This is a genomic window from Microbacterium croceum (assembly GCF_023091245.1).
Lineage (GTDB): Bacteria > Actinomycetota > Actinomycetes > Actinomycetales > Microbacteriaceae > Microbacterium > Microbacterium croceum.
In genome coordinates this window covers 291,381-303,400 of the sequence record NZ_JAHWXN010000002.1, presented here as the reverse complement: position 1 = coordinate 303,400, position 12,020 = coordinate 291,381, and the positions used below count along the sequence as shown (strand labels likewise).

The 12,020-nt window shown below is 68.9% G+C and carries 12 protein-coding genes; 5 read left to right on the top strand and 7 right to left on the bottom strand.

Going from position 1 to position 12,020, the window contains the following annotated elements:
- Window positions 1–15: 15 nt before the first annotated feature.
- Window positions 16–930, top strand: coding sequence for a DMT family transporter (locus KZC51_RS17895; protein WP_372491810.1), 915 nt, complete (start codon window positions 16–18; stop codon window positions 928–930).
- Window positions 931–934: 4 nt separating this feature from the next.
- On the opposite strand, the gene KZC51_RS15470 is transcribed toward KZC51_RS17895, so the two are convergent.
- On the bottom strand, window positions 935–1,489 hold the full coding sequence (locus KZC51_RS15470; RefSeq protein WP_247630920.1) for a nitroreductase family protein: 555 nt from the start codon (window positions 1,487–1,489) through the stop codon (window positions 935–937).
- Complete coding sequence (msrB, locus tag KZC51_RS15465; protein ID WP_247630919.1) at window positions 1,486–1,890, bottom strand: peptide-methionine (R)-S-oxide reductase MsrB; 405 nt, start codon at window positions 1,888–1,890, stop codon at window positions 1,486–1,488. Before msrB ends, KZC51_RS15470 begins: the two co-directional genes overlap by 4 nt.
- Window positions 1,891–1,960: 70 nt before the next feature.
- Between msrB and KZC51_RS15460 the strand changes: the two genes are divergently transcribed.
- The 4 genes from KZC51_RS15460 (at window position 1,961) to groL (ending at window position 5,611) form a co-directional block, all read left to right on the top strand.
- Window positions 1,961–2,953: a DUF2332 family protein gene (locus KZC51_RS15460; RefSeq protein ID WP_247630918.1), complete on the top strand. Its 993-nt coding sequence runs from the start codon at window positions 1,961–1,963 to the stop codon at window positions 2,951–2,953.
- 9 nt (window positions 2,954–2,962) lie between these two features.
- Complete coding sequence (locus KZC51_RS15455) at window positions 2,963–3,220, top strand: DUF3263 domain-containing protein (RefSeq protein ID WP_247630917.1); 258 nt, start codon at window positions 2,963–2,965, stop codon at window positions 3,218–3,220.
- 68 nt (window positions 3,221–3,288) lie between these two features.
- Complete coding sequence (locus KZC51_RS15450; RefSeq protein ID WP_308194312.1) at window positions 3,289–3,867, top strand: LytR C-terminal domain-containing protein; 579 nt, start codon at window positions 3,289–3,291, stop codon at window positions 3,865–3,867.
- A 124-nt stretch (window positions 3,868–3,991) separates the two neighbouring features.
- Entirely contained in the window at window positions 3,992–5,611 is a 1,620-nt protein-coding gene (gene groL / locus KZC51_RS15445) for a chaperonin GroEL (protein ID WP_247630916.1), read from the top strand.
- 96 nt (window positions 5,612–5,707) lie between these two features.
- Here groL and KZC51_RS15440 read toward each other — a convergent pair whose 3' ends face one another.
- The 5 genes from KZC51_RS15440 to KZC51_RS15420 all read right to left on the bottom strand — a co-directional run bounded on the left by KZC51_RS15440 (window position 5,708) and on the right by KZC51_RS15420 (window position 12,017).
- Complete coding sequence (locus KZC51_RS15440; RefSeq protein WP_247630915.1) at window positions 5,708–5,995, bottom strand: WXG100 family type VII secretion target; 288 nt, start codon at window positions 5,993–5,995, stop codon at window positions 5,708–5,710.
- 126 nt (window positions 5,996–6,121) lie between these two features.
- Window positions 6,122–7,810, bottom strand: coding sequence for a sensor histidine kinase (locus KZC51_RS15435; RefSeq protein ID WP_247630914.1), 1,689 nt, complete (start codon window positions 7,808–7,810; stop codon window positions 6,122–6,124).
- A gap of 40 nt (window positions 7,811–7,850) precedes the next feature.
- On the bottom strand, window positions 7,851–8,543 hold the full coding sequence (locus KZC51_RS15430; RefSeq protein ID WP_141871123.1) for a response regulator transcription factor: 693 nt from the start codon (window positions 8,541–8,543) through the stop codon (window positions 7,851–7,853).
- Between the two features lie 86 nt (window positions 8,544–8,629).
- The gene (locus KZC51_RS15425) at window positions 8,630–10,270 is read right to left on the bottom strand and encodes a DNA repair helicase XPB (protein ID WP_247630913.1); all 1,641 of its coding nucleotides are present in this window, start codon (window positions 10,268–10,270) and stop codon (window positions 8,630–8,632) included.
- 37 nt (window positions 10,271–10,307) lie between these two features.
- The gene (locus KZC51_RS15420; RefSeq protein WP_247630912.1) at window positions 10,308–12,017 is read right to left on the bottom strand and encodes a helicase-associated domain-containing protein; all 1,710 of its coding nucleotides are present in this window, start codon (window positions 12,015–12,017) and stop codon (window positions 10,308–10,310) included.
- Window positions 12,018–12,020: the final 3 nt, after the last annotated feature.

Sequence of the window (12,020 nt, the reverse complement as noted above, 5' to 3'; positions counted from 1 at the left end):
GTACTCCCCGCTCCGGTGGCACTCGGGGGAGCGGTCGCGATCGGGATGATGACGGCGATCCAGGCGCGCATCAACGGCGTCCTCGGCGTCCGCCTCGATGACGGCATCGTCGCCGGCTTCGTGTCCTTCAGCGTGGGACTGCTCGCGCTCGTGGTCGTGGTCGCCGCGCTTCCTTCCGGACGCCGCGGCGTCGGGCGGCTGTGGCGCGGGGTTCGCGGCCGCGCTATCCCGGTGTGGATGCTGCTGGGTGGCGCCTGCGGCGCGCTCACCGTGTCGACCCAGGGCCTCACCGCCGGCGTGCTGGGCGTCTCGCTCTTCACGGTCGGGGTGGTCGCGGGGCAGACGCTGCACGGGCTCGTGCTCGATCGGATCGGATTCGGTCCGGCCGGGGTGGTCGCGGTCACGCCGGGGCGCGTTCTCGGTGGGCTGCTCGCGCTCGCCGCGGTCGGCATCTCGCTCAGCGGAGATGTGCTGGCGACGGCGCCGCTGTGGATGCTGCTGCTGCCGTTCGCCGCCGGTGTCGGAATCGCCTGGCAGGCCGCGACGAACGGCCGCCTCGCACAGCGGGTGCAGTCGCCTATCGTCGCGACGCTCATGAGCTTCATCGCTGGGACCGTCGTGCTGCTGCTCGCCGCCGGGGTGAGCATCGCCCTGCGCGGTGCCCCGAACGCCCTTCCGGGCGAACCCTGGCTGTATCTCGGCGGATTCCTCGGCTTCGCCTACATCCTGCTCGGCGCGTTCATCGTCGGCCAGACCGGTGTGCTGCTGATGGGACTCGGATCGGTGCTCGGACAGCTGACGACCTCGGTCGTCATCGACCTGCTCTGGCCCCCGGCATCCGGCCCTGCCGCCTGGCAGATCATCGGGATGGTGGTCGTGGCCGCAGCATCCGTCGCCGTGGCGCTGCCGCGTCGCCGTCGCAGAGCCTAAGAGGCTACTTCTTCTTCGGCTTCGGCTTCGGCATCCGGCTGACGTGCTTCCGCGCGTCGACGGCTTTGCGTCGTCCTGGCTTCTTACCCGCAGGCTTGCCGCCGACGTAGAGCCAGCCCAGGAGCTCCTCGTTCTTGCCCAGCCCGTGCGCCTTCGCGATGGCCTTCGCCCGCGTGTAGTGCCCGGTGCGCCAGAGCACGCCCCATCCGGCATCATCGAGCAGCAGGCTCAGCATGTGCGCGACACCCGAGGCGACCGCCTCCTGCTCCCAGCGAGGCACCTTGTCGCTCTTGCGATAGCTGGCGACGACGGCGATCAGCAGCGGGGCGCGCAGCGGTTTCGTCGACGGTGACGTGTCTCCCTGCGCTTTCGAGATCGCGGCGCCCAGGACCTCGCGGTCGGAGCCGCGAAGCTCGATCAGCCGCCATGGGCGTAGCGAGGAGTGGTCGGCGACGCGCCCTGCCGCAGCGACGAGCGTGAGCAGCTCCTCGTGAGACGGTGCGGTGTCGTCGACCTTCGACCAGGACTGGCGTGCGCGGACGGCGTCGAGCGCGGTCACGACGCTTCGGGGGTGAAGTTCAGCGCGATCGAGTTCATGCAGTACCGGTCACCGGTCGGCGTGCCGAAGCCGTCGGGGAAGACGTGGCCGAGGTGAGAGCCGCAATTCGCGCAGCGCACCTCGGTGCGCACCATGCCCAGGGTCGTGTCCTCGATCAGCTCGACCGCTTCGGGGCGGATCGACTCGTAGAAGCTCGGCCATCCGCATCCGGAGTCGAACTTGGTGCCGCTCCGGAAGAGCTCTGCCCCGCAGGCGCCGCACGTGTAGAGGCCGGCGCGGCCCTCGTCGAGCAGCTCTCCGGTCCAGGCGCGTTCGGTCGCCGCTTGGCGCAATACGGCGTACTGCTCAGCGCCGAGTTCCTCGCGCCATTCGTCTTCGGTCTTGTCCACGCTGTAGGCCATGCGTCCTCCTGGGTCCCTTCCATTGTCCCTCCTTCGACGGGTGACGGCTGCGGAGGGCGACAATGGGCGTATGACGGATGCCGTGCAGCTGCGCTACGCCCGCTTCGCCGCAGAGGAGGCTCCCGGCCGCAGCGCCCTGTACGAGGAGTGGGCTCGCGGCGTCGCCGACGACGCCGAGATCCGGGAGATCCTCGCGCGCATCCCGGAGAACCGCCGTCAGCCTCCGCTCGTGTTCGCCGTGACCCGCCTGCTCGGTGCGCCGCTCGAGGGCTATCCGCACTGGCGCGACTTCGTGCTCCGTCATGCGGATGACGTCGTCACGGAGTGCGCGGTCCGCTCGCTCCAGACCAACGAGCCGCTGCGACTCGCCGCTCTGCTGCCGGTGCTGTCGGAGATCGACGGACCGCTCGCACTGCTCGAGCTCGGCGCCGCTGCCGGGCTGTGCCTGTACCCCGATCGCTACTCGTACCGGTTCGTCGGCGAAGAGGGACGCCTCCGTGCCGCACTCGATCCGGCGTCAGGCGAGTCGACCGTGGTGCTGACGAGCCGGGTGACCGGCGCGCTGCCGCGCGTGCGCCTGCCCCACGTGGTGTGGCGGGCGGGGATCGACCTCGCGCCCCTGGACGTCACGGAGGAGCGAGATCGGCGCTGGCTGCGAGGACTCGTGTGGCCAGGGGAGTCAGGACGCGAGGACCGCATCGAGGCTGCGGCGGCCATCGTCGCCGCCGACCCTCCCCGGCTCGTCGCCGGCGATGCGCTGGCACAGCTGGACGCGCTCGTGGCCCAGGCGCCGCGCGATGCGACGCTCGTGATCACCACCCCGGGGGTGCTCGTGCACATCCCGCGCGCGCACCGCACGGCGTTGGTCGAACGGCTCAAGGAGCTTCCTGCCCGATGGATCACTATCGATCCTCCCGCTCTGCTCGACATCTGGACTCCCGCGGTCGACCCTGCGACCTGGCCGGGCTTCGTCGTCGCCCTGGACGGCGATGTCCGCGCATCGGCGGATCCGCTCGGCCGTCACTGGGAGTGGCGCGGCGCTTCCGCGGCGCAGGAGTCCTAACCTGGAGCCATGCTCGGAGACCTCACGGAGCGCGATCGCGCTGTCCTCCACCTGGAGGCGGCCTGGCCGCGCCACAGTGGGGCGAAGGAGGAGGTCATCCGTGCTCAGCTCGGCATGAGCGCGGCGCGGTACTACCAGGTGCTCGGGCGTCTGGTCGAGTCGGATGCGGCTCTCGAATACGACCCGATGCTCGTGCGGCGTCTGCGCAGACTTCGCGATTCCCGCGCCTCCCATCGTGCCATGCGCACTCCCGGCTTCGTGGGCTGAGAGCCTGCGCTTGCGCCATCTGCGCGCGTGGATGCGGATTGCCAGGTGTGTGCCGCTAGCATCGAGGGGTGTCAAAGCCCACCCGCGATCGCTTCGATGATGTCCCTCGCACCTCCGGCCGGGTCGGGGCGCACCGTGCAGAAGCCCCGGGGATGAACGGCTGGGTCGTGCTGCTGTGGTCCTTCGTCGCCGCGCTCGTGCTGATCATCGCCGGTATCTTCGGGTCTCTCGTGGTCATGGGGCGCATCGACCTCTTCCCCGAATCCGCGCCGAGCGCCGTGCCCACCCCGGAGGAGACCGGAGTGGTCGACACCGCCTTCTCGGTGATGATCCTCAACGCGACGCCGGACGAGGGCCTCGACGCGCTGATGCGCGAGCTCCTGATCAACAACGGTTGGGCCGCTGACACGGTCTACGCGAGCGACAGCGACAGCACGGACTTCGCCACGACGACCGTGTACTACGTCGAGGACGACGATGAGCTCGCGGCGATCGGTCTGGCGAACCTCATCGGCGGCGCCGACGTGCAGCAGAGCGATGTGTACGCAGGCCTCAACCGCACAGACGGGGAGCAGCTCACCGTCGTGATCGGCCTCGACCGCTCCACCACGGCTCCGGTGGCGCCCAGCGACGATCCCGCCTCCTGACGCACGAGCGCCGCCCTGCTCCGGCGGCTTGCACTCGGAGGGGTCGAGTGCCAGAATGGCGTTAGCACTCTCACACTCTGAGTGCTAAACCCAACGTCTACGTCCAGGAGGGACGAAAAAACTCATGGCAAAGATCATTGCTTTCGATGAGGAGGCCCGCCGCGGCCTCGAGCGCGGCCTCAACATCCTCGCCGACGCGGTCAAGGTGACCCTCGGCCCGCGTGGTCGCAACGTCGTGCTCGAGAAGAAGTGGGGCGCCCCCACCATCACGAACGACGGTGTGTCCATCGCCAAGGAGATCGAGCTGGACGACCCGTACGAGAAGATCGGCGCGGAGCTCGTCAAGGAGGTCGCCAAGAAGACCGACGACGTCGCGGGCGACGGAACCACCACCGCCACCGTTCTGGCCCAGGCGCTCGTGCGCGAGGGTCTGCGCAACGTCGCAGCCGGCGCTGACCCGATCTCGCTCAAGCGCGGCATCGAGAAGGCCGTCGCCGCGATCACCGAGGAGCTGCTGTCCAGCGCCAAGGAGATCGAGTCCAAGGAGCAGATCGCCGCCACGGCTTCCATCTCCGCTGCTGACCCGGCCATCGGCGAGCTCATCGCCGAGGCGATCGACAAGGTCGGCAAGGAAGGCGTCGTCACCGTCGAGGAGTCGCAGACCTTCGGCACCGAGCTCGAGCTCACCGAGGGAATGCGCTTCGACAAGGGCTACCTGAACCCGTACTTCGTCACGGACCCCGACCGCCAGGAAGCCGTCTTCGAAGACGCGTACATCCTGATCGCGAACCAGAAGATCTCCAACATCAAGGACCTTCTGCCCATCGTCGACAAGGTGATCCAGGACGGCAAGGAGCTCGTCATCATCGCCGAGGATGTCGAGGGCGAAGCACTGGCGACGCTCGTGCTGAACAAGCTCAAGGGCATCTTCAAGTCTGTCGCCGTCAAGGCTCCCGGCTTCGGCGACCGTCGCAAGGCGCAGCTGCAGGACATCGCGATCCTCACCGGTGGTCAGGTCATCACCGAAGAGGTCGGCCTCAAGCTGGAGAACGCCACGCTCGACCTGCTGGGCCGTGCGCGCAAGGTCATCGTCACCAAGGACGAGACCACGATCGTCGAGGGCGCCGGTGAGGCAGACCAGATCGACGGTCGCGTGACCCAGATCCGTCGCGAGATCGAGAACACCGACAGCGACTATGACCGCGAGAAGCTGCAGGAGCGTCTGGCCAAGCTGGCCGGTGGCGTCGCCGTCATCAAGGCCGGAGCCGCGACCGAGGTCGAGCTCAAGGAGCGCAAGCACCGCATCGAGGACGCCGTCCGCAACGCGAAGGCAGCCGTCGAGGAGGGCATCGTCCCCGGTGGTGGCGTCGCGCTGATCCAGGCCGGCACCAAGGCCCTCGCCACGCTCACCCTCACGGGTGACGAGGCGACCGGTGTGAACATCGTTCGTGTCGCGATCGAGGCTCCGCTCAAGCAGATCGCCCTCAACGCCGGTCTCGAGCCGGGTGTGGTCGCGAACACGGTTGCCGGGCTTCCGACCGGACACGGCCTCAACGCCGCGACCGGCGAGTACGGAGACCTCTTCGCTCAGGGCATCATCGACCCCGCCAAGGTGACGCGTTCCGCTCTGCAGAACGCCGCATCGATCGCCGGTCTGTTCCTGACGACCGAGGTCGTCGTCGCCGACAAGCCCGAGAAGGCTGCGGCTCCGATGGGCGACCCGTCTGGTGGCATGGACTTCTGATCCCTCCGGATCAGGGAACACTGCACTGAGTTCGCTGAACAGAGACGCCCCGGCTCCGGCCGGGGCGTCTCTGCGTTGTGATGGGTTGCGAGCGCCTCAGCGGAACAGGCTTGCGGAGTACTGATCGGCATCCGCGTACTGGGTCGCCGCAGACCCGAGAGCCATGCCGATCGACTCGAGCGCCTGTTCGACGTGCAGCTGAGCGCCTCGCCACTGCTCCGCGCAGCTCTGGAAGGCGCTCGACGCAGCGCCGACCCACGACGACTGCAGCTGCGTCAGCTGCGCGGTGAGGGCCGCAGACTCGCTCTGCAGACGCTCCATGGTGGCGCGGGCCGCCCCCTGTGCGGCCTGGACTGCTTCGGTGTCGACGGTGAAGACGGACATGGTTACTCCTTCTCTGATGGAGTTCCGAGGCTAGGAGCGGACAGCCTCACGCCGACGGCGATGAGGCACCCGGTCCTGACCCCTGTGCAGAACCACACGAACTCCTGCGCCGTGCAGAACCGCTTCTCAGAGGTCGAGATGATCGAGCGGCTGCGTCTCCTCGAGCAGGTGCGCGGGTGTCGCTCGCGAGGGCGCCAGGGGGAGTGTGACAGTGAACGTCGCGCCACCGCCCGGGGTCTCGGACACGGCGACCGACCCGTGCAAGGCCTTCAGGATCGACGACACGATCGCCAGTCCGAGTCCCGATCCGCCGGTCTCGCGCGCGCGAGACGTGTCGGCGCGCCAGAACCGCTCGAAGATCTGCTCGCGGATCTGCGGGGGGATGCCTTCTCCGTGGTCGACGATGGCGATGCTGCCGGTGCCGCGGGCACGATCGGAGTCGACCACGATCTCGATCGGGCTGTCCTCGGAGGAGAACCGGCGGGCGTTGCCGAGGAGGTTCGTCACCACCTGGCGGACCTTGTTCTCCTCGCCGAGCACGATAGGAGGCGTGCGCACCGGGGTGTCGGGTGCTTCGGAGAAGTCGAATGCGGGCGTGGGCTCCTCCGGCGTGACGCGGGGGCGGCGACGAAGCCGTGACAGCGCAGCCCGCGATAGTCCGCGGGGCGCGGGCTGCTCCGGTTCCAGCTTGGGGATGCTCCGGGTCGGGGCGGTGACGCTCTCGATCGTGAGATCGATCATCGTCACGGTGCGCCCTGGCGCCGCTGCGCGCACGTCCAGGGCGGCGTCGCGGGCGATCGGGCGCAGGTCGAGGGCGACGATCTCCGGTTCGCGCTCCTCATCGAGGCGGGCGAGGGCGAGCAGGTCCTCGACCAGCACGCCCATCCGGATCGCCTCCTTCTCGATGCGCTCCATCGCCCTGGCGGTGTCCTCCTCGCCCTTGATCGCACCCATGCGATAGAGCTCGGCGTATCCGCGCACGCTGACCAGGGGGGTGCGCAGCTCATGGCTGGCATCGCCGATGAAACGTCGCATGTGCTGCACGGTGCGATCACGCTGCGCGAGCGAGCCGTCGACGCGGTCGAGCATGGTGTTGATGGCCGAGTTCAGGCGGCCCACCTCGGTGGTGGGCTCGAGATCCGTCAGTCGCTGGCTGAAGTCGCCGGCGGCGATGGACATCGCCGTCGATTCCACCTGGCCCAGGCGTCGGAAGGTCAGCGTCACCAGGAAGCGCGTGAGGAGCGCGGCGATGAAGATCGTGATGAACGCGATCGTGATGTAGATGCTGAAGTACTGTCCGACGATCCGGTTGGCCGGCGCGAGCGGGACCGCCACGACCTGGGTGCGCAGCGCGCCGCCCTCGGAGGGCAGGACGGCGACCGAGGAGCTGAACAGGGCGCCGTCTTCGCCGACCAGCGGCATCACCGTGTCTTCGCTGCTCTTCGCCTCAGCGAGGGGGAACGTCTGCCGGAACTGCGGGGCCTCTGCGGAGGTGTTCCCCGCCGTCGCCTGCAGCACCCCTTCCGCATCGTAGATCGCGACGAAGAAGTCACGGGGCTGCTCGTCTCGGCGGGTGTAGATGGGATCGCCGTCGACCATGGTGGTGTCGAAGTAGCGGTTGACGAGGTCGCTCGATACGAGTGCGGGCAGCTGTGACTCGATGTTCCCGACCAGTGCGGTGCGCAGCAGGGGGACGGTGCCGATGCCGGCGATCAGCAGTCCCAGCGCGAGCACGCCGACCGTGACGCCGGTGACCTTCGCCCGAAGGCTGATGCGCCGCCACCAACCGGTGACCGCATCCGGCTTGTGCGCCATGCGGTCCTCCCGGTTCGGCGTCGTGCGGTGCAGGCGGCGATCAGGCCGACTTGCCGACCTTCAGCATGTAGCCGAAGCCGCGCTTGGTCTGGATGAGCGACTCCTCGGTGTGCGGGTCGATCTTGCGGCGCAGGTACGAGATGTAGCTCTCGACGATGCCGGCGTCGCCGTTGAAGTCGTACTCCCACACGTGGTCGAGGATCTGAGCCTTCGACAGCACGCGGTTCGGGTTCAGCATCAGGTAGCGCAGCAGCTTGAACTCGGTCGGGCTCAGCTCGATCGGCTCCTTGCCGACGTGCACGTCGTGCGTGTCCTGATCCATCGCCAGTTCACCCGCGCGGATGATCGACTCCTCGTCGGCCTGCATCGTGCGGCGCAGGATGGCCTGGGCCCTGGCGACGATCTCGTCGAGGCTGAACGGCTTGGTGACATAGTCGTCGCCGCCGGCGTTCAGTCCCTCGATCTTGTCCTCGGTGCCGTCCTTCGCTGTGAGGAACAGGATCGGCGCCGTGAATCCGGCCCCGCGGAGGCGCTTGGTGACGCTGAATCCGTTCATGTCGGGCAGCATCACATCGAGGATGATGAGGTCCGGCTCCTCCTCCAGGACGGCGGAGATGGTCGCGGCGCCGTTGGCGACCGTCTTCACCTGGAACCCGGCGAAGCTGAGACCGGTGGAGAGCAGGTCACGGATGTTGGGTTCGTCGTCGACGACCAGGATGCGCGCAGCAGTCATGACCCCATTATGGTGACTTCGTCGATGCTCAGGCTGATTATCTGTCGGAGCGGCGTCGAAGCGGCGCGATGACGCCCGGTCCGGGATCAGGCGGCGAGCGCGTCGGCGTCGAGGATCGTGTAGCTGTATCCCTGCTCGGCGAGGAACCGCTGGCGGTTCTGCGCGTAGTCCTGATCGATCGTGTCGCGGGCGATCAGCGTGTAGAAGCTCGCGGTATGCCCCGACTGTTTCGGACGCAGCAGACGGCCCAGACGCTGGGCCTCCTCCTGACGAGAGCCGAACGAGCCGGACACCTGGATCGCGACGGATGCCTCCGGCAGGTCGATCGAGAAGTTCGCGACCTTCGAGACCACGAGCAGCGAGATCTCGCCTTCGCGGAACTGGCGGTACAGCTCCTCGCGCTCCTCCACGGGGGTCGCTCCGGTGATCTGCGGCGCGTTCAACGCCTCCGACAGCGTCTCGAGCTGGTCGAGGTACTGCCCGATCACCAGGATCCGCTCATCCGGGTGCTTGGCGATGAGCTCCTTCACGGTGTCGATCTTCGCCGGCGCGGATGCCGCGAGACGGTACCGTTCGTCGTCTGTCGCGGCGGCGTACTCCAGCCGGTCGTCCGGTGGGAGGTCGACACGCACCTCGTAGCAGGCGGCGGGGGAGATGAAGCCCTGCGCTTCGATCTGCTTCCAGGGTGCGTCGAACCGCTTGGGGCCGATGAGGCTGAACACGTCGCCCTCGCGTCCGTCCTCGCGCACCAGGGTGGCGGTCAGCCCGATACGGCGGCGTGCCTGCAGGTCGGCCGTGAGTTTGAACACGGGGGCAGGGAGCAGATGGACCTCGTCGTAGACGATCAGGCCCCAGTCGAGCGCGTCGAGCAGAGCGAGGTGGGCGTACTCGCCCTTCCGCTTCGCCGTGAGGATCTGGTAGGTCGCGATCGTGACCGGCTTGACCTCTTTGGCCTGGCCGGAGTATTCGCCGATCTCCTCGGGTGTCAGGCTCGTGCGCTTGAGCAGTTCGTCACGCCACTGCCTCGCCGAGACCGTGTTCGTCACGAGGATGAGCGTGGTGGTCTTGGTGGCGGCCATGGCGCCCGCGCCGACGATCGTCTTCCCGGCCCCGCAGGGGAGCACGACGACCCCTGAGCCGTCCTTCGAGAAGGCGTCGACGGCATCCTGCTGGTAGGGGCGGATCTGCCAGCCGTCCTCGGCCAGGTCGATCTCATGCGGCGTGCCGGGGGTGTATCCGGCGAGATCCTCGGCGGGCCATCCGATCTTGAGCAGTTCCTGCTTGATCTGTCCGCGCGCCCACGCGTCGACCACGAAGGTCGTCGGAGACGGGTGGCCGATCAGCAGCGGCTGGATGCGCTTGTTGTTCGCGACCTGGGTCAGCACGGCCGGGTCGGAGGACCGAAGGATCAGTGTGCCCTCGTCGTCTCGCTCGATCACCAGACGCCCGTAACGGTTGACGGTCTCGCGCAGGTCGACGGCGACCGACGGAGGCACGGGGAAGCGCGACCAGCGGTCGAGGGTCTCGAGCATGTCTTCGGCGGTGTGGCCGGCCGCACGGGCGTTCCACAGTCCCAGGCGGGTGATCCGGTAGGTGTGGATGTGCTCGGGCGCGCGTTCCAGCTCGGCGAAGATCGCCAGCTCGTGACGGGCGCTCTCCGCATCCGCGTGCGCGACTTCGAGCAGGACGGTGCGATCGCTCTGGACGATCAGGGGGCCATCAGACATAGCTGTCCAGTTTACCGGGCCGGGGGAGGAGGGGGCGCTATGGGGAGACGACGCTGGCCGCGCGGATGCTCGAGACGGGCAGAGTGCGTTCGACATCCGCCGCACGATCGCGTCCGCGCAGGCGTCCTCCGCCGAGACCGGTCGCCTCGAGCAGTAGTTCCCTCGTCGAGCCGTCGGGCATCCCGACGGTCACGCGCAGCACGGCTCTGGCGCGTACGGCGGCCTCGAGCTCGCGGTCCAGCCACGCGGCGTCCGCATCGGGGCCCTGCTGAGAGCGCAGTCGAGCGACCAGCGGCAGCAGGTCGCTCGACGACGTGGCATCGGCCTCGGCCGGGGCGGCGGGGTGACGTTCGCTCACGAGCGCCCTGCCGTCCGCGCCGACGAGGGTCGCCGGGTAGCGGGCGTCGGTGAGCGCCCAGTAGACGGTGTCGCGGCCCACGCGGGTGGTCAGCGAGTCGACGTGCTTGGTCAGCGCGAGGGGGCGCAGGCTCTGATCGATCGCCATCGCCTCGATCAGATGGGGGTCGGTGCTCTCGATACGCGTGCGTCCGGTCTCGTCGTCGGTGGATACCCGCACCAGGCCGTGCCGCTGCGCGGTCTGGGCGACCAGGTAGCTCAGCGGCTGCGGGATGCCGGTGAGCGAGATCTGGCCCAGGAACTCCAGGATCGACTCCGCGCTCTCGCCCGCACCGAATGCGCGGGCGATCGACTCGGTGGTGAACCGGTACGACGACGCCTGTGCGGCGGACTCGCGTGCGGCGACCGCGCGGAGCCGCACGTCGAGAGCCGGCGCGAGGGGGCCGGGAGCGATCGCGGTGAGGTCGTTCTGGAGGAAGATCTTGTCGACCTCGGCGGGCAACAGCCGGGCGAGCTCTGTCGGGTCGGCGGGCTCGCCCTTGCGCAGCGGGATCGACCACACCGGCTCCGTGCCGCCCTCGGCGAGGACGCCGAGCAACGTCGCGGCGTGGAGCAGCGCGCGGCTGCGCTCCGGCCACGCGGGATCCCACGGATGCGCGTGCGGCCAGTCGGCGGGAGCGATCCATCCGCCATCCGTCGATCGGACGCCGCGGGGCAGCGCATCACGGAACGCCGTCGCGAGCACGCTCCAGCGCTCGGGAGCGGAAGAGCGGAGCCACTGCTCCGCCGTCGTGCTTGTGCGCAGGCGCCTTCCGTCGATGACGGCCAGACGCGCATCCACGGCGATCGCGAGCAGCGGGTCGATCACCTCGATCGGCAGACCCTTCTCGCTCAGCTGGCGCTTCTCGCCGGCGCTGACGGTCCCCCCTGCGAGCAGGGCGAACGGGGAGTCCCTCGCGACGAGCAGCAGGTCGGCCAGGATCGACACGGTCGTGAAGGCGCGCTCGGCGGCGTGCGCGGCCAGGTCCGCGGGTGCGGCGGGGGCGGAGACCGCGGTCGTCTGCGGCGGTGCAGTGCGGCCGCTGAGGGCGGCGGTCACCGGTGCCGGGGGAGTGCCGTCAGGGCGGAGCAGCGCGCGTGCGGTCAGGGCGTCGCGTTCCGCTCCGGCATCCTCGCCCGCCGCCGCGCGCAGCAGGGCTGTCGCCTCCGGGCGGGTGAGCGAGGGAAGCGCCTTCGCGATCGACGCCGGGTCGAGCAGTGCTTCGGCGGCGTCGAAGAAGTCGTGCCATCCGACATCGGCACGCACACGGCGCTCGGTGAAGAGGTGCAGAAGCTCCTCATCGCTCGCCGCGGCCAGCCAGTCGGCCAGTGGGCGTGCGTGCGCGGTCATGCC